Origin of the sequence: Rhodococcus sp. 05-2255-1e, from assembly GCF_002259025.1 — a bacterium.
GTDB lineage: Bacteria > Actinomycetota > Actinomycetes > Mycobacteriales > Mycobacteriaceae > Rhodococcoides > Rhodococcoides fascians.
Window position 1 is genome coordinate 278,912 of record NZ_NOZE01000023.1, and the last position, 23,589, is coordinate 302,500.

25 protein-coding genes and 1 tRNA gene are annotated in these 23,589 nt (G+C 64.5%); 8 read left to right on the forward strand and 18 right to left on the reverse strand.

Annotation, left to right across the window (positions count from 1 at the left end; genetic code table 11):
* Positions 1 to 39 precede the first annotated feature (39 nt).
* Positions 40 to 507 (reverse strand): universal stress protein, encoded by a 468-nt coding sequence (locus CH262_RS15970; RefSeq protein ID WP_032384559.1) that lies wholly within the window; start codon positions 505 to 507, stop codon positions 40 to 42.
* Positions 508 to 617: 110 nt separating this feature from the next.
* Here CH262_RS15970 and CH262_RS15975 point away from each other — a divergent pair, with 110 nt between their 5' ends.
* Complete coding sequence (locus CH262_RS15975; RefSeq protein WP_027497474.1) at positions 618 to 1,340, forward strand: GAF and ANTAR domain-containing protein; 723 nt, start codon at positions 618 to 620, stop codon at positions 1,338 to 1,340.
* Positions 1,341 to 1,351: 11 nt separating this feature from the next.
* On the opposite strand, the gene CH262_RS15980 is transcribed toward CH262_RS15975, so the two are convergent.
* The 3 genes from CH262_RS15980 to CH262_RS15985 all read right to left on the reverse strand — a co-directional run bounded on the left by CH262_RS15980 (position 1,352) and on the right by CH262_RS15985 (position 3,565).
* Positions 1,352 to 2,818, reverse strand: a complete 1,467-nt coding sequence (locus CH262_RS15980; RefSeq protein WP_027497475.1) for an MFS transporter — start codon at positions 2,816 to 2,818, stop codon at positions 1,352 to 1,354.
* A gap of 55 nt (positions 2,819 to 2,873) precedes the next feature.
* Positions 2,874 to 3,026 carry a hypothetical protein gene (locus CH262_RS27690; RefSeq protein ID WP_155288446.1) on the reverse strand — a complete coding sequence of 51 codons (153 nt, stop codon included), beginning with the start codon at positions 3,024 to 3,026 and terminating at the stop codon, positions 2,874 to 2,876.
* A 71-nt stretch (positions 3,027 to 3,097) separates the two neighbouring features.
* Positions 3,098 to 3,565, reverse strand: a complete 468-nt coding sequence (locus tag CH262_RS15985; protein WP_032384558.1) for an NUDIX domain-containing protein — start codon at positions 3,563 to 3,565, stop codon at positions 3,098 to 3,100.
* Positions 3,566 to 3,658: 93 nt separating this feature from the next.
* On the opposite strand from CH262_RS15985, the gene CH262_RS15990 reads away from it, so the two are divergent.
* Both CH262_RS15990 and CH262_RS15995 read left to right on the forward strand, forming a co-directional pair.
* Positions 3,659 to 4,492, forward strand: coding sequence for an oxidoreductase (locus tag CH262_RS15990; RefSeq protein WP_032384557.1), 834 nt, complete (start codon positions 3,659 to 3,661; stop codon positions 4,490 to 4,492).
* 58 nt (positions 4,493 to 4,550) lie between these two features.
* Positions 4,551 to 5,192: a ScbR family autoregulator-binding transcription factor gene (locus tag CH262_RS15995; protein WP_027497477.1), complete on the forward strand. Its 642-nt coding sequence runs from the start codon at positions 4,551 to 4,553 to the stop codon at positions 5,190 to 5,192.
* Here the strand turns inward: CH262_RS15995 and CH262_RS16000 are convergent.
* Positions 5,170 to 6,084: an AfsA-related hotdog domain-containing protein gene (locus CH262_RS16000; RefSeq protein WP_179275019.1), complete on the reverse strand. Its 915-nt coding sequence runs from the start codon at positions 6,082 to 6,084 to the stop codon at positions 5,170 to 5,172. The genes CH262_RS15995 and CH262_RS16000 overlap by 23 nt on opposite strands.
* 273 nt (positions 6,085 to 6,357) lie before the next feature.
* Positions 6,358 to 6,430: transfer RNA gene (locus CH262_RS16005), tRNA-Asn, on the reverse strand.
* Between the two features lie 182 nt (positions 6,431 to 6,612).
* Between CH262_RS16005 and CH262_RS16010 the strand changes: the two genes are divergently transcribed.
* On the forward strand, positions 6,613 to 6,858 hold the full coding sequence (locus CH262_RS16010) for a hypothetical protein (protein WP_027497479.1): 246 nt from the start codon (positions 6,613 to 6,615) through the stop codon (positions 6,856 to 6,858).
* Here the strand turns inward: CH262_RS16010 and dnaG are convergent.
* The 7 genes from dnaG to CH262_RS16045 are packed head-to-tail and all read right to left on the reverse strand — an operon-like array spanning position 6,855 to position 14,327.
* The gene (gene dnaG / locus CH262_RS16015) at positions 6,855 to 8,771 is read right to left on the reverse strand and encodes a DNA primase (protein WP_032384555.1); all 1,917 of its coding nucleotides are present in this window, start codon (positions 8,769 to 8,771) and stop codon (positions 6,855 to 6,857) included. The two genes, CH262_RS16010 and dnaG, sit on opposite strands and share 4 nt — an antisense overlap.
* A 42-nt stretch (positions 8,772 to 8,813) precedes the next feature.
* A complete protein-coding gene (locus CH262_RS16020) occupies positions 8,814 to 10,088 on the reverse strand; it encodes a deoxyguanosinetriphosphate triphosphohydrolase (protein WP_032384554.1) in 1,275 nt (424 codons plus the stop codon).
* Complete coding sequence (locus CH262_RS16025; RefSeq protein WP_027497482.1) at positions 10,089 to 10,805, reverse strand: YdcF family protein; 717 nt, start codon at positions 10,803 to 10,805, stop codon at positions 10,089 to 10,091.
* Positions 10,806 to 10,860: 55 nt separating this feature from the next.
* Positions 10,861 to 11,469: a response regulator transcription factor gene (locus CH262_RS16030; RefSeq protein ID WP_094717936.1), complete on the reverse strand. Its 609-nt coding sequence runs from the start codon at positions 11,467 to 11,469 to the stop codon at positions 10,861 to 10,863.
* On the reverse strand, positions 11,466 to 12,575 hold the full coding sequence (locus tag CH262_RS16035) for a sensor histidine kinase (protein WP_032384597.1): 1,110 nt from the start codon (positions 12,573 to 12,575) through the stop codon (positions 11,466 to 11,468). The genes CH262_RS16030 and CH262_RS16035 overlap by 4 nt, the downstream gene beginning before the upstream one ends.
* 46 nt (positions 12,576 to 12,621) lie before the next feature.
* The gene (locus CH262_RS16040) at positions 12,622 to 13,416 is read right to left on the reverse strand and encodes an ABC transporter permease (protein WP_027497485.1); all 795 of its coding nucleotides are present in this window, start codon (positions 13,414 to 13,416) and stop codon (positions 12,622 to 12,624) included.
* Complete coding sequence (locus CH262_RS16045; RefSeq protein WP_027497486.1) at positions 13,413 to 14,327, reverse strand: ABC transporter ATP-binding protein; 915 nt, start codon at positions 14,325 to 14,327, stop codon at positions 13,413 to 13,415. Before CH262_RS16045 ends, CH262_RS16040 begins: the two co-directional genes overlap by 4 nt.
* Before the next feature lie 122 nt (positions 14,328 to 14,449).
* Between CH262_RS16045 and CH262_RS16050 the strand changes: the two genes are divergently transcribed.
* On the forward strand, positions 14,450 to 16,480 hold the full coding sequence (locus CH262_RS16050) for a TPM domain-containing protein (RefSeq protein WP_032384553.1): 2,031 nt from the start codon (positions 14,450 to 14,452) through the stop codon (positions 16,478 to 16,480).
* Between the two features lie 69 nt (positions 16,481 to 16,549).
* Here the strand turns inward: CH262_RS16050 and CH262_RS16055 are convergent, their stop codons facing one another.
* On the reverse strand, positions 16,550 to 17,935 hold the full coding sequence (locus CH262_RS16055; RefSeq protein ID WP_032368169.1) for a glycine--tRNA ligase: 1,386 nt from the start codon (positions 17,933 to 17,935) through the stop codon (positions 16,550 to 16,552).
* 245 nt (positions 17,936 to 18,180) lie between these two features.
* Here CH262_RS16055 and CH262_RS16060 point away from each other — a divergent pair, with 245 nt between their 5' ends.
* Positions 18,181 to 18,591, forward strand: a complete 411-nt coding sequence (locus CH262_RS16060; RefSeq protein WP_032384596.1) for a metalloregulator ArsR/SmtB family transcription factor — start codon at positions 18,181 to 18,183, stop codon at positions 18,589 to 18,591.
* Positions 18,588 to 19,028, forward strand: coding sequence for a Fur family transcriptional regulator (locus CH262_RS16065; RefSeq protein WP_027497490.1), 441 nt, complete (start codon positions 18,588 to 18,590; stop codon positions 19,026 to 19,028). Before CH262_RS16060 ends, CH262_RS16065 begins: the two co-directional genes overlap by 4 nt.
* Before the next feature lie 7 nt (positions 19,029 to 19,035).
* Here the strand turns inward: CH262_RS16065 and CH262_RS16070 are convergent, their stop codons facing one another.
* The 4 genes from CH262_RS16070 to recO are packed head-to-tail and all read right to left on the reverse strand — an operon-like array spanning position 19,036 to position 22,081.
* A complete protein-coding gene (locus tag CH262_RS16070) occupies positions 19,036 to 20,028 on the reverse strand; it encodes an iron-siderophore ABC transporter substrate-binding protein (RefSeq protein ID WP_032384595.1) in 993 nt (330 codons plus the stop codon).
* Between the two features lie 47 nt (positions 20,029 to 20,075).
* Entirely contained in the window at positions 20,076 to 20,480 is a 405-nt protein-coding gene (locus tag CH262_RS16075) for a hypothetical protein (RefSeq protein WP_032384552.1), read from the reverse strand.
* Complete coding sequence (locus CH262_RS16080; RefSeq protein WP_032384594.1) at positions 20,473 to 21,282, reverse strand: isoprenyl transferase; 810 nt, start codon at positions 21,280 to 21,282, stop codon at positions 20,473 to 20,475. Before CH262_RS16080 ends, CH262_RS16075 begins: the two co-directional genes overlap by 8 nt.
* Positions 21,248 to 22,081: a DNA repair protein RecO gene (recO, locus tag CH262_RS16085; protein WP_032368171.1), complete on the reverse strand. Its 834-nt coding sequence runs from the start codon at positions 22,079 to 22,081 to the stop codon at positions 21,248 to 21,250. The genes CH262_RS16080 and recO overlap by 35 nt, the downstream gene beginning before the upstream one ends.
* A 72-nt stretch (positions 22,082 to 22,153) precedes the next feature.
* Here recO and CH262_RS16090 point away from each other — a divergent pair, with 72 nt between their 5' ends.
* On the forward strand, positions 22,154 to 23,575 hold the full coding sequence (locus CH262_RS16090) for an amidase (RefSeq protein ID WP_032384551.1): 1,422 nt from the start codon (positions 22,154 to 22,156) through the stop codon (positions 23,573 to 23,575).
* Positions 23,576 to 23,589 lie beyond the last annotated feature (14 nt).

Consider the following 23,589-nt stretch of genomic DNA (forward strand, 5'->3'; position numbering starts at 1 on the left):
TTTACAGGGAAAACCGCCGACTGGTTGGAATTCGAGCCTTCATGGCACCACTGTGACCGGCCAGCGGCCCGCCTTGACCAGTCGCACTGCCACAGATCCCGCCAATCGGTGCCCGGCGCGTTCGGAGGCCCCCACCACGACGGCGTCGGTGCGGAGTCCATCGGCAACCGCGACGAGTCCGTTGTAAGGATCACCCTGCGCAGTGCGGAATTCCCAGCGAACCTGCTCTCGCTCCCCGAAGCGGGCCACCGAGGTTCTGATGTAGTCGAGGAGTTCGTCGGCGATCTGTCGGCCCGTTTCCACCATCGAGATCCCCGCCTGGCCCCACGACGCGGTGACGATGGGCTGCACGTAGACCAGCACCAGAAGCGATTGTTGCCTTCGGGCCAGTCCTCCGGCGTATGCGGCGGCCCGCCAGGACGAATCCGAGCCGTCGACGCCCACCACGATGGACTTCGGGCCGTCGTGGCCGTACTCGAATCCCGTAGATTCCTGCGCATTGCTCACGACATGAGGCTACTGCCAGCCCGTTGGTGCAGGGACCCCGGCGCAGGGCGGTACGGTTGATGTGCTGCGCAACCGGTTTGCCCGGCATGCGCCACACGACGGGAGAAGCAATGACCGACGACGAACAGTTCGACGCTCCGTCGACCGACCCGGCAACTGTATTCGCCGCTCTGGCCGACATCGTGTATCGCGGCAGTAGCGCAGAAGAGGTCTACACCGCTATCTGCAACGCCGCGACGATGGTTGTCCCTCACTGCGATCACGCGAGTCTCATGTTGTTGCGCCACGGAAAGGCCGTCACCGTCGCGGCCTCGGATGACGTGGCACGCGTCGTCGACGACATCGAACGCGCCACAGGTCAGGGACCGTGCCTGGATGCGCTGACCACCGAGGCCGTCCAACTCGAGCCGGATTTCAGCAGCCCCACCCAGTGGCCCGCAATGGCTCGGGGTGTCCTGAACCGCACGCCGGTCCGGGGAGCGATGGGGTTCCGCCTCAAGGTCGACGAGCAGAAGGTGGGTGCTCTCAACCTGTTCACCGACACCGCGGGTGCCTTCGATGCCGACACCGCCGACAAAGCCGTCATCCTGACTGCATTCACTTCTGTGACGGTAGGGGCGATGCTGAACGGCCAAGAGGCATCGACCTTGCGCGACGGCCTCGAGAGTAACCGTGAGATCGGCAAGGCGATCGGCCTCATCATGGCGCTGCACAAAGTATCCGACGAAGAAGCGTTCGCACTGCTCCGCAAATCGTCGCAGGATCTGAACGTCAAGATCGCCGATCTCGCATCGACGGTCGTCCAGCGGCACGGCAAGGGCCTGTCGAGCTGAACGAGCCGAGATCAGTGACCGCTCTGCACCTTCTTCGGTAGAGCGAACACCAACGCCAACGCAACGACGCTGAACGCGGCACTGACGGCCATGGCCATTGCGGCACCGTGCAGGAAGCCGGATCCCACGGTATCGGGGCCGGTGATGGTGAGTGAGCCGAACAGCACACTACCGATGACTGCGATACCGATTGCGGAGCCGACGCGCTGCATCGTCGAGATGACGCCGCTCGCGGCCCCTGCGTCGTCGCGGTCGACGGTTGCGACGATGAACTGCGCGTTGGGAGCGATGAACGCGCCGTTGCCCAAGCCCGCGATGAACAGCGGGACCAGCAGAGTCCAATGGGAGATGGTGTCGGCGGAACTGGTCGCCAAGATGATCCACAGCCAGATCAAGCCGATCGACACCAGCGATGCGCCGAGGATCAGTACGGTGCGGCCGAGTCGGATCGTGAGCTTGTTGCTCTGCGAGGACGCGATGATGCTGCCGATCGCGAACGGTATCGAGACCAACCCGGACGAGAGGGCCGTATTGCCGAGCCCGGTCTGCCACAACAACGAGATGGTGAAGAAGATGCTGGTGAACGCTGCGAAGTACACCAGCGCGAGAATCACACCGCCGGTGAATGCCGGTCGGGTGAACAGTCGCGGCGGCACGAGCGGATTGTGTCCACGACCGCTGTGGATCACCTCCCACCAGCCGAACACTGCAATCAGGCCCACGCCTGCAGCAATGGTCACGTAGGTCCACAACGGCCACCCGAGCTCCTGGCCTTCGATCAGCGGTACGAGCAGCGCGATGAGGCCGGCGGAGATCAGCACCAACCCGAGCCAGTCGATGCCCGGCCTTGCAGTCGGCTCGGATTCATCCTTCTTCGGCAGCAGAACCGCCGCCGCGATCAGACCGACGATGCCGATCGGCAGGTTGACCCAGAAGACCAACCGCCAGCCGTTCTCCTCACCGAAAGCCTGGATGATCAACCCGCCGACGATCGGCCCCAACGCAGTCGACACTCCGATGACCGCACCCATGATCGCAAATGCCTTGCCGCGCACAGGACCTGGAAACAGCAGTTGAATGAACGCTGTGACAGCGGGCACGAACATTCCGCCTGCCAGACCCTGAACCACTCGGGCAACCACCAACTGCAGATCGTCCTGAGCGAGTCCGCAGGCAAAGCTGGCCACCGTGAACAGAGCGAGACCGGTGAAGAACACCCACTTGTGCCCGATCCGATCCCCGACCTTGCCCGCCGGAATCAGGGCGAGACCGAACGCGAGCGCGTAGCCCGAGATGATCCACGACAGAACGGATTCCGATGCCTCCAGCGTCGTGCTGATCGTCGGCAATGCGACGTTGACGATGGTGGTGTCGAGCAGGGCCATGAACATGCCGAGCAACAGAACCACCAGGGCTTGCCAGGCGCGCTTGGGTACCTCGATCGCCGGTGGGGTCGCTGACGCAATACCGTCGGTCACTGCACTGCCCTTCGTAGTAGTCGCTGAGCAGTATCGACCGAACGGTCTGGTATTGCTAGCCGATCATTGCGGACGCGGCGAACATCCAGGACAGGCCGGTGGCCAGAGCCACGAACCCCGAGGCCACGATTCGACCTGCCCACTGACCTTCCAGCAGAGCCGTTTCCACGCGAGCCGTGTCGGCGTCGGTCGTCTCCATCGGTGTCATGTTCCACTTCCCACCCTGCATCCGCGGCCGTCGTTTCCGGCCGCCGGATACCCCTGGATTCGACGCCGAAACTAGCGCGACTCCACAATGGCCTCCACTGCGTCGAGAAATGGGTGCTGCGCGGTCAGCAGCTTTGTCCTCGCCAGCGGCACCGGAAACCATTCGATGCGGTCTACCTCGGGAAACGATTGCATCTTTCCGGATTTCGGCGGCCACTCGATCTCGAATGTGTTGCTCATCGCAGTGGAGACTTCGAGGTCGGACTCGATCCCGAACGCGGTGACGATCTTCCCGCCGCGCTGCGTGACGGTGCCGAGCTCGATGGGGTTGCCCGCAGGCACCTCGATGCCGACTTCCTCTCGGAACTCGCGCTGAGCCGCCGCCCACGGGTCTTCGGCCTCGGTGAACTCCCCCTTAACTATCGACCACGCACCGTCGTCCTTCCGCGCCCAGAACGGGCCGCCGGGATGGGCGATAAGAACCTCCACCACGTCGGCGTTCACCCGAAACAGCAGAATGCCCGCGCTCTTGTTGACCATGTGATGAGCGTGCCATCAATTCGGTTGCTCACCGTCATCCCGCATCATTACCGTTATCGCGGCTCACGACCTCGATGCGAAGGGCACGACAACATGAACGCGATCGATACCGACAGAGTGTGGTTGATCACCGGAGCAAGCTCAGGGTTCGGCCGACAGTTCGTTCGCGCTGCACTCGATGGCGGCGATCGTGTGGTGGCCACCGCCCGCAGAGTTGCCGATATACGCGAACCCGCCAACGATCGCCTGCTTCGGACACGTCTCGATGTCACAGACCAGCAGTCGATAGATTCGTCGGTGGGTGCGGCCATCGATCAGTTCGGACGCATCGACGTTCTCGTCAACAACGCCGGCTACGGTCTACTGGGAGCGTTCGAGGAGATCGACGAAGACCGCTTCCGAGAAAACATCGACGTCAACTTCTTCGGTCCCTGCGCGGTTACTCGAGCCGTTCTACCCTCGATGCGGGCACGGCAAAGCGGTCACATCGTGCAGATGTCCTCGGTAATAGGCGTGGTCCCTGGCCCCGGCGGGACAGCGTATGCAGCAGCCAAGTTTGCACTCGAAGGTTTCTCCGAAGCTCTGGCCGCAGAGGTACGCCACCTGGGTATCGGCGTCACAATCGTAGAACCCGGACCTTTTCGCACCGATGCGAGCGGTCGATCATTGAAGTGGGGCAACCCACTCGACGATTACGCCGAATTGATCGGGCCGGCGCGAGTCGCCTTCGAATCGACGCACGGATCCCAGCCCGGCGACCCACGCCGCGGCGTCGACGCTGTAATCGAAGCGATTTCGTCGGACGAGCCCCCTCTTCGACTGCCGCTGGGTTCGACGTCGTTCGACTGGATAGATGACTATCTCGTTGGCCGCATCGAGCAGGCCCGCACGGTTCGCCCCTTGGGCATCGACACCGATTTTCGGTGAATTGCCGTCTTTTGACTCGGAGAGTGCCGCGAAAGCGGGTACCAGCTATTGTCTACCGATGCAAGAGCGCGCAGAATCGACCAGGCAGGCCGTACTCGTGGGAGCCGCATCGAGCTTCGACAAGTTCGGCTACGGCACAGCCAGTCTGAGCACCATCATCGCCAACGCCGGCGTCAGCAAGGGTGCGATGTACTTCCACTTCTCGTCGAAGGAAGATCTGGCGCAGGCCGTGATCGAGGCACAGATGGCTCTTGCCACCGCTGCCACCGTCACCATCATCGAGAGCACACCGAAGGCGATCGATGCCCTGATCCTGATCACCAAGGAGTTGGCGCGTCAGCTGCAGACCGACCCCATCGCACGTGGCGGCATGCGGTTGACGTTGGAATCGACGACGGCTCAGAATCCGAATGCGCAATCGTTCGACGACTGGATCGGAATGATCGCGAAGTTGACTGAGCGCGCCCGGACCGAAGGCGACATCGTCGACGACGTGGACACGGCCGCACTCGCCAGGATGATCGTCGCATCGTTCACGGGAGTTCAGACCGTCTCGGAGATGCTCACCGGACGCGCCGACCTCCAGCTTCGGATGACCGAGATGTGGCACCTGTTGCTACCGTCGATCGCCCCTCGCCGGCGACTGGCCCGGATACGAGCGGTAGCCGATGCACCGCTCATCGACTGGAACGATCGCTGAGCGGTAGCCACGGTTCGGGTGTCGCCGTGACGGACATCGCCGAGAGCACGACCCCGTCGTGCTCGAACTGAATGCGGTGAATGCCGTCGGTCGTGTCGCTGTCGACGATGACCGTGCACGGGTTGGCCCATTCGGCGAACCCCAAGAACCTGACCTCGAGGGACGTGAAATCCAGTCCCATGCAACCGGTGGCCAAACGCAACGCCTGACGGGCGGCTTCGAGCATGGTGACGCCCGGTAGGTATTCCACCGAATGATCGAACATCGCCAGGTTCCGCGGATCCGGAGCCACCACGAGCGTCCCGTCCGAGGTATGACGAGCCAGTACTACATCGGAGGGGTCGAGACGGCCGACACCGGCCGGTTCCACCACCTCGGTTCCCGCGGGAAGGTACCGGAAGTGAGGGTCGGCCATGGTCGGCTTGCGGACCTTGGAGTAGACGTCCGGTCCGATGGGACGCACGGACGCCGTTCCGGAGGCGACGACCTGACCGCGGTTGAGCAGTCGAGCCGACAGCTTCAGGTTGTCCAGCGACTCGTCCTCGAATGTGCGATCGGTCGTGATCGACTCGGCGACAAGCGAATCGTCGATGTTGTCGACCGACAGCAGGTCGAGAATGTCGAACCGGAAGTGCTCGATGTAGACCACGTGGTCGAGCGGGACGTCGTGTTCGACGTGACAGAACAGGCTCACTGCCTGCCGTAGCGCCTCGGCGATCATCAACGAATCGTGGGTGCGACGTACGGGTACGAACATGCGATGCGACGTCGGCAGCTGTACCGCCGCACGATGCGTACCGTCGACCGTCTCGTAGTCGGTCAACAGCACGTCCGCCGGAGAGCGTCGATGCACGAGCTGGCGTGGAACGGTGGATGCGTAACTCAAACTCACTTCAAAGCCCCTTAGAACCCGACCGATCCGGCTTTTTCCAGCACTTCCGAGCGTCCCGGATCGCACGAACAGTATGTCGCGAGACACCGACAAAACTGGCATCGGACGGCCTTATTCATTCGATCGATATACAGAAGATTCGGTCACGATCTGATAGCTGTCCGGGACTCTCGGTACCACATGTGCGGTACGTTCTCGCCGACCGATCCGGTCACGGGCGAGCGACCCCGGACAGCAAAAATCCCCGCCCGGACAAGCCGGACGGGGACTGCGCTCCCCCACCTGGACTCGAACCAGGAACCCTTCGATTAACAGTCGAATGCTCTGCCAATTGAGCTATGGGGGATTACCTTGCGGCGTCACACTCTCGTGCGAGCCGTTGGAAACAATAGCGCACACCCCCTTGTGAGTACCAAATCGGGCCCACGAGAGCGCCGGAACAGCTTCCGCTGTGTACCGAATCGCCCTGCTCGAGGTTCGTCGGGCAAGATGGAAGAACGGCCGCACGCTCTACGGAAGGACCCACTGATGATTCGTTTGGTACTGGCGGCTGGAGCTGCATATGTACTGGGAGCCAAGGCCGGACGGGGCCGCTACGAGCAGATTCGCAAGACGGCCAGCGCCGTCGCGTCGAGCCCGGCCACCAAGAAGGCCATCGAGGTCGGCCGTCAGAAGTTGTCCGACTCTCTGAACACGCAGCCGAGACTCGAGCCGATGAAGCCGGTCGACGACGAAGACCAGGTTTTCGTCCCGCGCGATCAGCTGCGGCGCTAACCGACCTCGGCGACGCTTCCCACGGCGAGTTCGAGCAGGCTGCGGCGGTACTGCTCGAGGGCGATGAGATCACCGAACAGGGCGTTGTAGTCGTCCGGCTTCTCCGCAGGCGACATGCGCTGCAGCTTGGACTTCAGTTCGGCGACCTGTTGGCCCACCCACACCTCTTGAAGCCGGGCGAGCACACCGGAGATGTAGCGCGTGAGAGCGTCGTCGGCCACGCGCATCGGATCGACGGCCAACTCCGTCACCAACGACACCACCACGGCGTCCTTGGCCTGCTTGGCCACTGCGTCGACCCACTCCCCACCGCCCAGGCCCGCGGCAGTGCCGCCGGCCGCGGCCACGGCATCACGCACCGCGGCGTACGCCGGATGATGAAAGCTTTCGGGTGGCAGCGAATCGAAGACGGTGCCGGCGACCGCGGGCATCTGCAGCACCGCCTTGAGGGCCTCTCGTTGCGGCCACAGCGTCGGATCGGTGGGGTTCGGACGCGGCGGCCCGGTGGGGGCTTCCGTCGGCGCTGCCTGACGCTTCTCGAAGGGCACGCGTTTACCGCTCGTGTCGCCTCGGGCACCCTTCTTCGCCTCGTCGCGCACGCGGGCGAGCACCATCGCAGTGTCGTCCCAGCCGGTCCACCCGGCGAGCTGCCTGGCGTACTCGTCCCGCAGTGAGGCGTCCTTGATTCGCGCGACCACCGGAACAGTGCGCTTGAGCGCTTCGACGCGCCCCTCGGGCGTGTCCAGATCATGCTCTCGGAGCAGCGATTTGACGACGAAGGCAAACATCGGGGTCCGCCGGGCCACGAGATCGCGAACAGCGTTGTCACCGGATTTCAGGCGCAGGTCGCACGGGTCCATGCCGTCGGGTGCGACGGCGACGAAGGTCTGCCCGGCGATCTTCTGATCCCCCTCGAACGCCTTCATGGCCGCGGCCTGGCCGGCGTCGTCACCGTCGAAGGTGTAGATCACCTCACCGCGAAAGTAGCTGTCGTCCATCATCAGTCGGCGCAGCATCGCGAGGTGGTCTTCGCCGAACGCGGTGCCACAGGACGCCACCGCGGTCTTGACGCCGGCGAGGTGCATCGCCATGACGTCGGTGTAGCCCTCGACGATGACGGCCTGATGCGACTTCGCGATCTCCTTGCGCGCGAGATCCAGCCCGAACAACACCTGAGACTTCTTGTACAGCATCGTTTCCGGAGTGTTGATGTACTTTCCGGGCATCGTGTCGTCGTCGAACAGTTTGCGTGCGCCGAATCCGATAACGTCGCCGCTCTGACTGCGAATGGGCCACACCAATCGGCGCCGGAATCGGTCGATGGGTGTGCCGCGCTTGCCCGGGGTTGCCAGGCCGGCGTCGACTATCTCCTTGGCTTCGAAGCCCTTGCCCAGCAGATGTTTGGTGAGGGTGTCCCAGCCGTCGGGTGCGTATCCACAGCCGTAGGCCAGCGCGGCGTGGCCGTCGAAGTTGCGTTCGGTCAGGTAGTCCCGGGCGGCCTGGGCATCGGGCCCGCTGAGCCGACCGGCGTAGAACTCCTGAGCCGCCGCGTTCGCGGCGATCAAGCGCGCTCGGGTCCCGCGGTCACGTTGGACCGATGGCCCTCCGCCCTCGTAGGAGATCGAGTAGTTCAGCCGATCGGCGAGTTGCTCGACGGCCTCGACGAACGAAATGTGCTCGATCTTCTGGAGGAAGGAGTAGGCATCACCACCTTCGCCGCAGCCGAAGCAGTGATAGTGGCCGTGATTGGGCCGAACATGGAACGACGGAGACTTCTCGTCGTGGAAGGGACACAACCCCTTCATGGAGTCGCCGCCCGCGCGCTTGAGCGAGACGTAGTCGCCGACTATGTCTTCGATCCGTGTGCGTTCGCGAATGGCGGCAATGTCACGTTCAGGAATTCGGCCGGCCACGACTGGAGTCTAGCGTCGAACAAGACGCCCGACACCCGTCGATCAACCCCAGCTGGCCTGAGCCCCGAGCGACCGCTTGTCCACCAGTTCGAGTCGACTCTCGGTGTACGACGCGATCTGATCCACGACGACGCGAGTCCGTTCGGCGTCGCTGTTCGCGCGTTGCCACGCGGGCACCAGGATGGGATCGAGTTCGCCCGGTGCCGAGCGCATCAACCACTCGGCGACGCGATGGATCCGGTCACGTTGACGTTCCTGCCGAATCTTGTGCCCAGCGTCGGACATGACGTACCGCAGTGCCATGGTCTTGAGCAGAGCCACTTCGGACGCGACGATCGACGGCACTACGAGGTCTGCGTCGTACCGCGTCAACGCTGCCGTGCCGTACTTCTGGCGGGTTCCGTCGATGGCAGCCGTGGCGAATCGCCCGACCAGCTCGCTCGTCATGTGCTTGAGCGCCACGGATGCGGTGAGGGTGCCGTCGTATCTGCCGACCGCGACGACGACGTCCATCTTGGACAACCGGCTCGCCGCTTCGATCAACTCGTCGACGTCGAGTCCGCGGAACTCCGAGACACCGAGTTCGGCCAGTGCCCGCTGCTCGATCGGATCGGATAGTGCGCGCAGGTCGATTCTGGCGTCGATGACGCCGTCCTCGACGTCGTGTACCGAGTAGGCGACGTCGTCGGACCAATCCATGGTCTGCGCTTCGAGGCACTTGCGCTTGTCCGGTGCACCGTCGCGTACCCAGCCGAGAATGGCCGAGTCGTCGTCGTAGGCACCGAATTTCGCACCCGGCGCGGGCCTGGTCCACGGATACTTCATCGCGGCGTCGAGGGCGGCGCGGGTGAGGTTGAGTCCCGCGCTGTTGCCGTCGGAGTCGAGGATCTTGGGCTCGAGGCCGGTCAGGATGCGCAGGTTCTGCGCGTTGCCCTCGAATCCGCCGCAATCCTGGGCCACCTCGTCGAGGGCCCGCTCGCCGTTGTGTCCGTAGGGAGGATGACCGATGTCGTGTGCCAAGCCCGCCAGATCGACCAGATCGGGGTCGCTGCCGAGCCCCTCCGCGATGCTGCGCCCGATCTGCGCGACCTCGAGCGAATGCGTCAACCGGGTGCGCGGGGTGTCGCCGTCGCGGGGCCCGGTCACCTGGGTCTTGTCCGCCAGACGACGCAGGGCAGCACAGTGCAAGACCCGCGCCCGATCTCGCGCGAACGCACTCCGATGCGAGGCGTTGTCCGCCCCGGATCGAAGCCCAGCGGTCTTGGGCGGTTCGGGAACGAATCGTTCGACGTCGTGCTCGGAGTATGTGCCGGTCATCTACTGGCCTGCCGTGTAGGAGAAATCAGCGGTGAAGTGCGTCAACTGGTACCACAGCAGAGCGCCTGTCTCCCTGGCTATTCCGTGCGCCTGCGACTCGCGGGTGTAGACGGCAGGCCCGGTGCGGGTGGGCGAGGTCCACGCATCGAGATCGGCGTCGCGCGCCATGGTTCGGGTGCGCAGCGAGTGCCACGGATCGCTGACCAGTACCACCGATGTCTTGCCCTGATCTCGTAGCGTGGCGCTGACAGCTTCGATGCTTTCGAGGGTGTCCGATCCGGTTTCGACGGCCACGATCGCGTCGGCAGGCACGCCCTGATCTATCAGGTAATTGCGACCCGACGCCGCCTCGGTGAACAGGTCACCTTCCTGCTTGCCGCCGACGGTGACGATCTCGGGAGCGATGCCCTGCTCGTACAACGACGCGGCCTGCGCCAAGCGTGCCTCGAACACCGTCGAGGGCGTACCGCTGTACTGCGCGGCACCGAGTACGACGATGGCGTCCGCCGCAGTATGGTCGTCGATCCGAGCCACCTGCCACACGCGCACCGCGGTGCCTGCCACCAGAACGAGGGCCATCAGTATCACTCCCGCGACCAACCGACCCGTCCAGCGTCCGAGCGTTCCGAAGAAGCCCAGCCGCTCGGGACCGGGGTCCGGGGCATACCGGTCGTCGTACGGGTCGCCGTACGAATCTCGGTCGAGAGTTGGATTCACCCCTCGAGTTTGCCAGGCCCGCGCATCTTCGGCGGTCACGGCGCGCCTCGGGAGGTCAGAGCCACCCGCGGTCCTCGGCGACTCGGACCGCTTCGGCCCGGGTGCTGGTGCCGGTTTTTCCGATCGCCGAAGAGAGATGGTTGCGCACTGTCCCTTCCGACAGGTGCACCTGCGCCGCGATGGCACCGGCCGTTCCACCCTTCGACGCTGCGCGAAGAACTTCCTGCTCACGGGCTGTCAGCGGGGAGACGCCCTCGGTGAGAGTCTCGGTGGCGAGGGCGGGATCGACGACGCGCAGTCCCATGTGGACCCGTCGTACGGCGTCGGCCAACTGTTTGGCTGGAGTGTCCTTGACGACGAATCCGGAGGCTCCGGCATCGATCGCACGGCGTAGATATCCGGGCCGGCCGAACGTCGTGACGATCAGCACTCTCGACTCCGGTACCACCTGAGCCAGCTCGGCGGTGACGTCGATGCCGTTCTTGCCCGGCATTTCCACGTCGAGCAGCACGACGTCGGGTCGGTGTTCGAGAACCGCCCCCACCACTTCGTCGCCTCGTCCCACCTCGGCGACGATGTCGAGGTCGTGTTCGAGTCCCAGCAATGCCGCGAGAGCACCACGCACCAGCGCTTGGTCGTCGGCCAGCAACAGTCTGATACTCATGGTGCCGAGACCTCCACCTTGAATCCGCCGGTCGGAACCCGGGCGACCGTCAGTGAACCACCGGCAGCGCTCACGCGTTCACCCAACCCGCGGAGCCCGTTTCCTCCACAGTTTTCCTCGGCCGGCCCGCATCCGTCGTCGACGATGGAAATGCTCGACGGCGTCAGCATCACTCGGCAGTGCCGTGCGTGGGAGTGTCGCACCACGTTGGTCACCGCTTCGCGCAGGACCCAGCCGAACAGTTCGCGGTGTCGCAGTGGAACGACGTCGGCATCCGCGGGCAGCTCGACGTCGATGGCGGCGGCCACCAGAGCTGTTCGTGCGCTTGCCAGTTCGGTGCCGATGTCGATTTGCCGCATGCCGCCGACGGTGCTGCGGACGTCGGCCAGTGCTTGCCTTGCAAGGGTTTCCACCTCGGCGATCTCGACAGCTGCTCGGGCAGCATCGATCTCGAGCAATCTGCCGGCCAGTTCGCTCTTGACAGTGATGACGGTCAGGGAATGCCCGAGAATGTCGTGCACGTCTCGGCTCATCCGCTCACGTTCGGCGACGATTGCCAGATCCGCCAATTGCTGCCTCGCCACGGCCAATTCGTGGTTGCGCTGGAAGACCTGAGTGATACCCCACGCAGCGGCCGAGCTGATCAGCAACTGAAACGCGAAAAAGTTGTCGGGCTCCCAGGACGGGACGACCCGCGGTGCCACTTCGATGGCCACCATCATCACCGCGACCAACGTCCACGCCTGCCGAACCGGCAGCGTCATCATCGCCAGGACCGCAATGTAGATCGTTGCGCCGAATCCGGTGGTTCCGATCAGCGCGCTCATCGCCGCGGTCAGGGCCAGCATTGCCGCGAGCGCGATCCAGGCCTGCCGTACCGGCAGCGGGTGTCCGCGGCGGTGACCGTTGCGAAAGCGCCAGAAGGTGGCTGTGAACACGACTCCGAACCCGACGATCGCGGCAATACCGAGGACCCGTGCCGCCACAGATTCCAACGACAGAATCTCGTTCAACGGATAGATCAGGTAGATCAGCCAGATGGCTCCGAACATCCAGCCGTACCGCCAGACCCTGCCCTCGGGGAGGTCGGCAGTGAACGTGGTCATGTCGCCCACGGTATCTCCGTGGGCGACACGATCGGTGGTTTCCGCGTCAGGCACGCTTGGTGTCTTTCCGGAACAGCAGCGCCGCTCCTGCGATGAACACCACCGCCCACACCACCAGGTTGACCACTGCGACGGCGAGGATTCCTGCGTCGGCCGAGGTGAACGGAGCCCGGGCCACAGTCGCCAGACCGTACAACGGGGTGAACTTCGCCAGCATCGGGAACCAGCCGCTGTCACCGAGCGGGACGAACAATCCGCCGGCCAGGGCGAGGAAGGCCAGTACCGGTCCGAGGATCTGCATGACGTTCTCCGAGGGCAGCAGGTACCCCATGAACAACCCGAATGCGGCGAACACCGCAGATCCGAGCCACGCGATCACTCCGCAGGCGAGCCACACCCAAATCGGCATGTCGGCTCCGAAGAATGCCGCGACGACGAACACCACGACGATCGCTGCAGCACCCATCGTCATGGCGACGAGCATCTTGGTGACGATGTAAGCGACAGGTTTGAGCGGAGTCAGTCGCAGCTGCCTGCTCCAGCCCTGAGCGCGTTCGACGGAGACCATCGCTCCCCCACTCGTGGTGGCCAGCATCGCTCCGTAGACGGCCATGCTGATGGCGATGTAGCCCGTGACGTTGCCGTGCGCGAAAGGGTAGTTGGTCCGGTAGTCCGACTGCGTACCGAAGATGACGAAGAACACCGGGGGCATGACCAACGTGAAGACCAACGTGCGCTTGTTCCGGAACAGGCGACGGATTTCGAGTCCGAGGAACGTGGGCGAAAATCCGCCGTACGCAACGGCTCTGGCAGCGGTGGGGCGGGGCGAGGTCGTGGTCATCGGATACTCCCGGCGAGTTCGGTGTCGGCATCGGTGGTCAGGGCGAGGAAGGCGTCCTCGAGGTTGCGCGAGACGATTTCGAGATCGGTCGCATGTGCATCGTTGAGCAGGTAGCGGGCAACGCAGTCGGAGTCGCGTCCGTGCACGATCACCCGGTCGCCGCGCGTCTCGACCCGGTCGACTCCGGGAAGAGCGAGCAACGTGGACCGGTCGACACCGGGCAGGGTGGCGGTGACCGTGCGTCCCGCCGCGAGATTCTTGACCTCGGCGGCGCTGCCGTCGGCGACGATCTTGCCGTGCCGCACCAGGACGATCCGGTCGGCGTAGGCATCGGCCTCGTCGAGGTAGTGCGTTGCGAACAGCACCGTTCTGCCGGTACTCGCGTCCTGGCGAATGGCGTTCCAGAAGTCACGTCGACCCTCGACGTCCATGCCGGTGGTCGGCTCGTCCAACACCAGCAGATCCGGGTCGGGCAACAGTGCAAGTGCGAATCGCAGTCGCTGTTGCTGGCCGCCGGAGCACTTGGCCACTCGCCGGTCGCCGATGTCGGCGATGCCGGCCCGAGTCAGGACTTCCTTCACCGACCGAGTTCGGGCGAACAGGGCCGCGGTCAGTTCGACGGTTTCGCGGACGGTCAGGTCGCGAAGAAGTCCGCCGGTCTGCATCACCGCCGAGATGCGCCCCTGAGCGATGGCGTCGGCGGGCGTTCCTCCGAACACCGAGACCGTCCCGGTGGTGGGTGTGGCCAGGCCGAGCATCATGTCGATGGTCGTGGTCTTGCCGGCACCGTTCGGTCCGAGAAAAGCGACTACCTCGCCCGGCTCGATGGACAGGTCGATTCCGTCCACCGCACGGACCGATCCGTATGTCTTGGTGACGCCTCGCAGTTCGACTGCCTTCGTTGTGGTCATGACAGCTACTCTGCTGCGATCCGAGCCTGACCACCTCGACCGAGCGTCACGATTGCACGATGACAACTGTCATGGATCGACCTGCTCGATTCGGACACGCTGGAGCCGGTAGATTTCAGCGCATGGCAGTCCAGCACCGGCGGCATTCCAGCGCCACAGTCCGTAGGTCGGTCCATCGATTCCGTCGCCTCACCGCAACAGGTGCTCTGACCTTGTTCGCTGCGGTTCTCCTCGCCCCCGGCGTCGCCTCCGCCGAGGCACCGTCGCGCCTCGCCACCCAGATCACCGACAACGTGCAGGCACTCGATCCGGACTCGCTGGCCGAGGTGCAGACCGCCATCGACGACCTGTACGGCGGCAGCCAGGTCAGGCTGTGGGTCACCTACGTTGCGGATTTCGACAACATGTCGGCGGCGAACTGGGCCGAGCAGACATACCAACGGAGCGATCTCGGTCAGCGTGACGTCCTGCTCGCAGTAGCCACCGTCGATCGGTCGTACTACCTCGGCGTCAACACCGGGCTCTCGCAGATCACCACGGCGGAGCAGGACGACATTCGTGTCAACGACGTCGAACCTGCACTGGGCGAAGAGGATTGGTCGGGAGCGGCCATAGCTGCGGCCGGCGCTCTCGGCGAGGCCTATGCGTCGAGCGGTGGAGGTGGGTCGTCGGCACCGCTGCTGATCGGTGTCGGGGTGTTGGCCGTCGCAGGCGGCGGAGCTGTTGTCTACTCCTCACGGCGCAAGAAGGCTCGAGTGGCCGCCGAGGTGGAAGCGGTGGCGAAGATCGACCCGAGTGACCCAGCAGCATTGGCCCAATTCCCGATCGACGTTCTCGACACCCGCGCCAAGGAAATTCTGATCGAAACCGACAACGCCGTGCGAGCCAGCGAGGAGGAATTGACCCTGGCCCGAGGCGAATTCGGCGATTCGGCAGCCGCTCCGTTCATCACTGCGTACGACAACGCAAAGAAAGCTCTGGCCTCTGCTTTCGAGATCCGTCAGCGGCTCGACGACGCCATTCCCGAAACCCCCGATCAGCGACGGGCGATGCTCGTCGAGATCATCTCCTCGTGCGGCCAGGCAGATCGCGAACTCGACTCTCGGGTCGAGGAATTCGACGGATTCCGCGACCTCGTCATGAACGCCGGCTCGCATCTCGACGAGCTCACCCAAGCCATCATCGGCTTGACGGTGCGCATTCCGCAGTCCGAAGCCGTACTCGCTCAGCTGCATTCGGAATTCTCCGAGACCGCACTGAAATCGATTGCCGACAACGTCACGATGGCCAAGGATCGAGTTTCCCTGGCCGAGGAGAACATCGAAGCCGGCCGCAAGGCCGCAGCACTTCCACCCGGAAAGCAGGGCCCGGCCGTGACCGCGATTCGGACCGCGGAGCGAGCTGTCGATCAGGCGAAGTCGTTGCTCGACGGAGTCGACCATGCCCGCGACGACATACGGCACGCAATAGCCACCCTGCCCGACGCCATCGCGGACGTCCGCCGGGACATCGAGCAGGCTCGCGGACTGACCGAACACGGCGGTACCGAACTGCAGGCGGCGATGGCCGCGGCACAGACGGCATTGAAGAATGCGGAGACGGCACAGTCGAGCGATCCGCTCGGTAGCTACACCGCCCTTGCCGCAGCAGATTCCGAACTCGAGAAGATCGTCGACGAAGCATCGGCCGAGAAGGCCGCCGAGGATCAGCTGCGGGCGCGTCTGGAACGCGATATTGCGGCTGCTCAGGCGCAGATCACTGCTGCTGCGGACTACATCTCGACGCGCCGCGGCGGCGTGGGTGCCGATGCTCGAACGCGTTTGTCCGAAGCCGAACGGCATCTCGGTGCAGCTCGTCAGCTCGAGCCGGACAATCCCGACGAGGCTCTCAAGCACGCGCATGCCGCCAGCCAATTGGCTTCGCGCGCATCGCAGATCGCCCAGTCCGATGTGCAGAACTGGGAAAATCGGCACGGTCCACGCGGCGGCAGTAGCGGCGGCAACGTAGCAGGCGCCGTGCTCGGCGGAATCCTGATCAACAGCGTGCTGCGCGGCGGCGGAGGCGGATTCGGTGGTGGATTCGGCGGCGGCGGGGGCTTCGGCGGCGGTGGAGGCGGAGGCGGCGGCTTCGGTGGCGGCGGCGGCCGCTTCTGATTCGACCCAGACATGCGACAGGGCCCGATCTCTCACCGAGAGATCGGGCCCTGTGTATTGCCTACAGCCCTACGCGCCGATCAGACGGGCGGCGATGTAGCCCTCGACCTGATCGAGAGCCACGCGCTCCTGTGCCATCGTGTCGCGCTCACGAATGGTGACGGCGTGGTCGTCGAGGGTGTCGAAGTCGACGGTGATGCAGAACGGGGTACCGATCTCGTCCTGGCGACGGTAGCGACGGCCGATGGCTCCGGCGTCGTCGAATTCGACGTTCCAGTACTGACGCAGTTGCTGCGCAAGATCTTTCGCCTTCGGCGTCAGGTCGGCGTTACGCGAGAGCGGAAGCACCGCGACCTTCACCGGGGCAAGACGACGATCGAGCTTGAGCACGACACGCTTGTCGACGCCGCCCTTGGCGTTGGGTGCCTCGTCCTCTGTGTACGCGTCGACGAGGAACGCCATCAGCGAGCGCGTCAGACCTGCCGCCGGCTCGATGACGTACGGGGTGTACCGGGTGTCGGTGGCCTGCTCGTAGTAGCTCAGGTCCTGGCCCGACGCCTTCGAATGCACCGTCAGGTCGTAATCGGTGCGGTTCGCGACGCCCTCGAGCTCACCCCAGGCGCTGCCCTGGAAGCCGAAGCGGTACTCGATGTCGACGGTGCGCTTGGAGTAGTGCGACAGCTTTTCCTTGGCGTGCTCGTACAGCCGCAGGTTCTCCGGATCGATGCCGAGATCGGTGTACCACTTCATGCGGTAGTCGATCCAGTACTGATGCCACTCGTCGTCCTCGCCGGGCTTGACGAAGAACTCCATCTCCATCTGCTCGAACTCGCGAGTGCGGAAGATGAAGTTTCCCGGCGTGATCTCGTTGCGGAAGCTCTTGCCGATCTGGCCGATGCCGAACGGCGGCTTCTTGCGTGAGGTCGTCAGCACGTTGGCGAAGTTGACGAAGATGCCCTGGGCGGTCTCGGGGCGAAGGTAATGCAGCCCCTCTTCGTTGTCGACCGGGCCGAGGAAGGTCTTGAGCAGGCCGGAGAATGCGCGTGGCTCGGTCCACGAACCGGGCTCACCGGTCTCCGGGTCGCGGATATCGGCGAGTCCGTTCTCGGGCGGGTGGCCGTGCTTCTCCTCGTAGGCCTCGATGAGGTGATCGGCACGGTAGCGCTTGTGGGTGTGCAGCGACTCGACGAGCGGATCGGAGAACGTCTCGACGTGGCCGGAGGCCTCCCACACCTGGCGCGGCAGAATCACCGACGAGTCGAGCCCGACGGTGTCGTCGCGGCTGGTGACCATGTTGCGCCACCACTGCTTCTTGATGTTCTCCTTGAGCTCGACGCCGAGCGGACCGTAGTCCCAGGCCGACTTCGTACCGCCGTAGATTTCGCCGCAGGGGTAGACGAGACCTCTGCGCTTGGCGAGGTTGGCGACGGTTTCGACCTTGGACTTGGGTGCCACTGGCGGAGCTCTCCATCTTCGGTTACATCGTGTAAGAGGTGACGTGGGCGGTTTTCGCCCTGATCAGACTATCTGGCTCGGTCGTCGATTCCGAACAGCGGTCGGGCACCGAAATTGACATGCGCACCTGTGCATATCACAATGAATATGATTTGCAATAACGATGACTGCACTAGCCTGAGTTCATGACGTCGACCGTGCAGGGAGAATTCGACAACCGACCGGTGACCGAAGGAGCCGCAGCCATGTCCACGGTGCACACCCACAGAACCGACTCGTCCATGGAGACGGCGGCGCATCTGCAGGATCCGGAACGCCCGGTGCACGACGACCCGTTCGCCGCCACTCCCCCGGCGTTACTTCCGCCGAAGGAGACCTTGGCCGCGGCCGGCGACATCCTGCGTGCACTGGCCGCACCGGTTCGGATTGCGATCGTCCTGCAGCTCCGAGAATCCGAGCGCTGCGTTCACGAACTCGTCGTCGCCCTCGGTGTGACGCAGCCCTTGATCAGCCAGCATCTGCGGGTCCTCAAGGCCGCCGGCGTGGTGCGCGGAGAACGCAACGGCCGCGAGGTCCTGTACCGACTGGTCGACGACCATCTCTCCCACATCGTCGTCGACGCCGTGGCTCACGCCGAGGAAGGCCGAAACCTGTGACCGAGAAGACGACCGATACCGCCACTCCGAGACGACCCGTCGTGGTCGGAGTGCGCGCCACCAAACAACGCAGTGCGATCTCGGATCTGCTCGACACCATCGAGGAGTTCAAGTCCGCGCAGGATCTGCACGACGAGCTTCGCAAGCGCGGCGAGGGTATCGGCCTGACCACCGTGTACCGCACACTGCAGACGCTTGCCGACGCAGGAACGGTCGACGTCCTGCGTACCGACAACGGCGAGTCGGTCTACCGGCGTTGCTCCTCGGGCCATCATCACCACCTGGTGTGCCGAGCATGCGGATTCACCGTCGAGGTCGAGGGTCCCACCGTCGAGAAGTGGTCACAGAGTGTCGCCGAGTCCAACGGCTTCAGCGACGTGAGCCACACGATCGAAATATTCGGCACCTGCAGTCAGTGCAGCACGGCCGGTCACTGACCAGCTCTCACCCCACCGCACCCGCCAGGCGAGGCACTACCGAATCGATGGCGAACGGAATGGACAGCACCGAGTTGTACGTGATCGCCCCACGCTGATCGGTGGACAACGGAACGATCGCGTCGTTGCGGGCGGCTGTCAGTGTTCCGAAGATCGGGTTCTCGGCCACGACGTCGATGTCGTCGCCGGTGCCGAGATAGAGCACCACATCGGCGTCGAGCGTGGAAATGTTCTCGGCCGAGACCGGAACGAAGAAGTTGGTGCCGTTGTCCTCGGCCAGGATCGGGTCCGGAATCCCGAAGCCCAATGACGTGACGAACGTCCCCCGCGCGTCCCCCGGCAGATATGCGCCGAACTGACCGTCGTACGGAAGTACCACGGCGGCAGTCTTACCCGCGAACTCCGGATGTGCGGCTCGAACCTGTTCGAGTGCAGCCGTGGTCTGGGCGTTCAGCTCCTTGCCACGATCGGATTCGCCCATCGCCCGGGCGATGGTGTCGGTTGCCACCTCGCGATCGACGGCGTATGCCGCCGATCCGGCCGGTCGAGCGACGGTCGGGGCAATGTCACTGAGTTGCGCGTAGGTGGCCTCGTCGAAGCCGGCGTTCAGTCCGGTGATCAGGTCCGGTTGTAGAGAGGCGATCAGCTCGAAGTTCGGTTCGGACTCCGAGCCCAGCAGCGTCAGTGGTGCGTCGCCCACCAACTCGTCGGTCCACGGACCGAGTCCGGTCTCGTAGAAGGTGTATCCGGTGTTTCCGACCGGGACGGTTCCGAGCGCGATGACGGCATCGGCGTCGGACACCCCGAGCGTGACTATGCGGGTGGGCTTCTCCGGAATGGTCGTGCTGCCGTAGATGTGGTCGATGACCACCGGGAAAACACCGTCCGCAGACTGGGCCGCGCTGTTGTCGGGTTCTGCTGTGGAGCAGGCAGTTGCGGACGCGCCGATGGCCATCACCGCCACCACTGCCGTCAGCATTCTGGATACACGTACCGCCATTGCAACCGCCTTCACGTGAGTAAGTAAGGCTTACCTTAGACGACCGTTCAGGGCAGCAAACCCTCGCGGGCCTTCTCGACCCCGGCGAGCACCAGAATCAACATCGTCAACATCGCTTCGTCGTCCAACCCGTTGGCCGGAAAGGTATAGCGCAACAACACATCTGCGAGCTTGTCGTGGGTGTTGACCGAAATCGCGCCGAACTGCGAATCGGCGTTGCGGTCGGCTACCTTCTTGTGCAGTGCGGGCTTGAGCGGTCGATCCCAGGCCAAAACCGCGGTGAGCGAGAGCACCTCGAGCTCCGGCGAGAGCTGCACCGCGCGTAGTGAGCACAGCGCACCCGCATAGTCGAACCCCAGAGAGCCTTCCTCCCCCACAGTGACAGTGGCGAACTGCGCCAGCGCCAACTGAGCCCGCGTCTGCAAGGTCAGGCCCGGTACATCGTCACTCATACTTCACTCCACCGAATCGTCGGTCCCGCGACGCGAATTCGATGCAGGCCTCCCACAGATCTCGACGATCGAAATCGGGGAACAGTTTCTTCTGGAACACGAACTCCGCGTAGGCCGACTGCCACAGCAGAAAATTGGAGGTTCTCTGCTCCCCCGAGGGACGCAGGAACAGGTCGACGTCGGGCATGTCCGCCTCGTCGAGGTACTTCGCGACGGTCGCCTCGGTGATCTTTTCCGGGTTGATCTTTCCGGCGGCAACCTGACGCGCGATTTCCCTTGCGGCATCGGCAATCTCGGCTCGCCCGCCGTAGTTGACGCACATGGTCAGCGTCATCACCGTGTTGTGCTTCGTCAGCTCCTCGGCCACTTCGAGTTCTTTGATGACGCTGCCCCACAGTCGCGGTCGCCGACCTGCCCAGCGCACCCGCACACCCATCTCGTTCATCTCGTCTCGTCGACGCCGGATCACGTCGCGATTGAAGCCCATCAAGAACTTGACCTCGTCGGGACTGCGCTTCCAGTTCTCCGTGGAGAAAGCGTACGCAGACAACCACTGCACGCCGATTTCGATGCAGCCACAGACGGCATCCATCAATACTGCTTCACCCTGCTCGTGCCCTGCGGTTCGCGGCAATCCACGATCCTGAGCCCACCGGCCGTTACCGTCCATGACCAGAGCGACGTGACGAGGAATCAGCTCCGGCTGCAAGATCGGCGGCCGCGCACCCGAGGGGTGCGGGTCCGGCGGGCGAACCGCCGGCCGTTCGTCAGGCCGGTGTTGCGGCTCGCGTCGTCGAATCACGGTCCCCATCCTGCCCGACGGTGTCGGCGAACACGGAGTCAGGTTGGGCCAGCGGCACCTGGTGTGGGTGCGAGCGCTCGATGAGCGGAAGTGTGCGGAGCTGGCGTTCGAGATGCCACTGCAGATGAGCCGCCACCAGGCCACTGGCCTGCTTTCGGACCGCATCGGAGGTGGTGACGGTGTAGTCCCACTCCCCTCGTTCGAGGGCCACCATCAAATCCAGAACACCGCTCGATGGCGTCGCAGATCCCGGCGGTCGGCAATGCACGCACACAGCGCCACCTGCGGCGACGTGGAACGCACGATGCGGCCCCACCGCAGCGCATCGAGCGCAGTCCGTCAGTGCGGGAGCCCATCCGGCGAAACCCATCGCACGCAGCAGATACGCGTCGAGTACCAACTCGGGCGGCCGCACGTGCTGCGCGAGGGCACGCAGCGCGCCGACGGTCAGCTGATGCAGGCGCTGCGCGGGGGCGTGTTCTTCGCCGGCCAGACGCTCGGCGGTTTCGAGGACTGCGCAGCCGGTGGTGTAGCGGCCGTAATCGGCAACGATGTCCCCGCCGAACGCGTCCACCGTGTGCACCTGGGTGACGATGTCGAGGTTGCGTCCCGGATAGAGCAGGACGTCGATGTGCGCAAACGGCTCCAGCCGTGCGCCGAACTTGGACTTGGTGCGGCGCACCCCCTTGGCCACCGCACGGACGATGCCGTTCTCCCTGGTCAGCAACGTGACGATGCGATCGGCCTCACCCAGCTTGTGCTGGCGCAGGACGACTGCGTTGTCACGGTATGGCCTCACGCACTCCAGTGTCCCACGTGGGCGTCGACGAAGATCGTTCCCGCGCTGACGGTGAGTCGATACTGTGCACACGTGGATTTCCATCGGTCGACACTCGTTGCTCAGGCTGCCGAACTCGCGTCGAGACGCGTCACCTCGGTCGAGGTGGTCACCGCTGCACTGGATCGCATAGAACGCAGTCAACCCACCCTCAACGCGTTCCGGATCGTGCGACGCGATGCCGCCCTCACCGAAGCCGCCGAGGCCGATCGGCTGATCGCTGCGGGCTCGTCCGCTCCCCTGCTCGGCGTTCCGATCGCAGTCAAGGACGACGTCGACATCGTCGGCGAACCGACCGCATTCGGCTGCGCTGGCCGGTTTCCGCTGGCCACCGAGGACTCCGAGGTGGTCCGCCGACTGCGTGCTGCAGGGGCGATCATCGTGGGAAAGACCAACAGTCCCGAACTCGGGCAATGGCCGTTCACGGGCGGATCGTTCGGCCACACGAGAAATCCGTGGCATCGAGACCGGACTCCGGGCGGCTCCTCCGGTGGTAGTTCTGCCGCGGTAGCAGCCGAATTGGTTTCCGCCGCTTTGGGTTCCGACGGTGCCGGCTCAGTGCGCATCCCGGCGTCGTGGACCAACCTCGTCGGCATCAAGCCGCAGCGCGGCCGAATTTCCACCTGGCCCGATGCCGAGGCGTTCAACGGCATCACCGTCATCGGTCCGCTCGCCCGAACGGTGGCCGACGCAGCCCTGCTTCTCGACGTGGTCTCCGGTGGGCACGACGGCGATCTGCACCGGCCCACTCCGCTGACCGTCTCGGACGCTGTCGGCCGCGACCCCGGTTCCCTGCGCATCGCGTTGAGTCTGCGCAAGCCGTTCATTCCGACACCCGCGGCACTGGATCCCGAGATCACGGCTGCGGCGTACGAGATGGCTGCCGTGCTGCGGTTGCTCGGTCACCGCGTGGTCGTCGACGATCCTGCGTACGGAATGTTGTTGGGGCTCAACTTCTTACCGCGGTCGTTGGCCGGAGTCGCGGCCTGGCTCGACCGCCTGCCCGACCCGTCTCTGGCCGACCCCCGCACCCGAGCCAACGCCCGGAGCGGACGAGCCCTCGCCGGCGCACCACTGCGGGCGGCCCGCGCGGCAGAGCCACGGATAGCCCGCCGCATCGGCCAGTTCTTCGACGACTACGACATCGTGCTCGCCCCGACGACGGCCACGCCGCCTCCGCGGGTCGACGCCATCGACGGCATCTCCAACGCCGACACCGACCGTGTGATCACCGAACACTGCCCGTACACGTGGCCGTGGAACGTCCTCGGTTGGCCGAGCGTCAACGTCCCCGCGGGACTGACGAAAGCCGGTCTACCGATCGGTCTGCAGCTGATGGGCCACGAATCCACGGAACCTCTGCTGGTGTCGGTGGCCGCTCAACTCGAGAACGTACTGCAGTGGCATCGCCGACGCCCCGAGCCGTGGTGGACCCAGGTGAGCTGCACCTCGTAGCCTGCTCGTCAGGG

What these genes read in the sequence shown, in the direction of transcription:
- CH262_RS15975 (WP_027497474.1), top strand. Translation starts at nt 618, where the DNA reads ATGACCGACGACGAACAGTTCGACGCTCCGTCGACCGACCCGGCAACT.
- CH262_RS16010 (WP_027497479.1), top strand. Translation starts at nt 6,613, where the DNA reads ATGATTCGTTTGGTACTGGCGGCTGGAGCTGCATATGTACTGGGAGCC.
- CH262_RS15990 (WP_032384557.1), top strand. Translation starts at nt 3,659, where the DNA reads ATGAACGCGATCGATACCGACAGAGTGTGGTTGATCACCGGAGCAAGC.
- CH262_RS16075 (WP_032384552.1), bottom strand. Translation starts at nt 20,480, where the DNA reads ATGAGTGACGATGTACCGGGCCTGACCTTGCAGACGCGGGCTCAGTTG.
- CH262_RS16020 (WP_032384554.1), bottom strand. Translation starts at nt 10,088, where the DNA reads ATGACCGGCACATACTCCGAGCACGACGTCGAACGATTCGTTCCCGAA.
- CH262_RS15995 (WP_027497477.1), top strand. Translation starts at nt 4,551, where the DNA reads ATGCAAGAGCGCGCAGAATCGACCAGGCAGGCCGTACTCGTGGGAGCC.
- CH262_RS16035 (WP_032384597.1), bottom strand. Translation starts at nt 12,575, where the DNA reads ATGACCACGTTCACTGCCGACCTCCCCGAGGGCAGGGTCTGGCGGTAC.
- CH262_RS16060 (WP_032384596.1), top strand. Translation starts at nt 18,181, where the DNA reads ATGTCCACGGTGCACACCCACAGAACCGACTCGTCCATGGAGACGGCG.
- CH262_RS16040 (WP_027497485.1), bottom strand. Translation starts at nt 13,416, where the DNA reads ATGACCACGACCTCGCCCCGCCCCACCGCTGCCAGAGCCGTTGCGTAC.
- CH262_RS16045 (WP_027497486.1), bottom strand. Translation starts at nt 14,327, where the DNA reads ATGACCACAACGAAGGCAGTCGAACTGCGAGGCGTCACCAAGACATAC.
- CH262_RS16030 (WP_094717936.1), bottom strand. Translation starts at nt 11,469, where the DNA reads ATGAGTATCAGACTGTTGCTGGCCGACGACCAAGCGCTGGTGCGTGGT.
- CH262_RS27690 (WP_155288446.1), bottom strand. Translation starts at nt 3,026, where the DNA reads ATGACACCGATGGAGACGACCGACGCCGACACGGCTCGCGTGGAAACG.
- CH262_RS16070 (WP_032384595.1), bottom strand. Translation starts at nt 20,028, where the DNA reads ATGGCGGTACGTGTATCCAGAATGCTGACGGCAGTGGTGGCGGTGATG.
- CH262_RS16050 (WP_032384553.1), top strand. Translation starts at nt 14,450, where the DNA reads ATGGCAGTCCAGCACCGGCGGCATTCCAGCGCCACAGTCCGTAGGTCG.
- CH262_RS15985 (WP_032384558.1), bottom strand. Translation starts at nt 3,565, where the DNA reads ATGGTCAACAAGAGCGCGGGCATTCTGCTGTTTCGGGTGAACGCCGAC.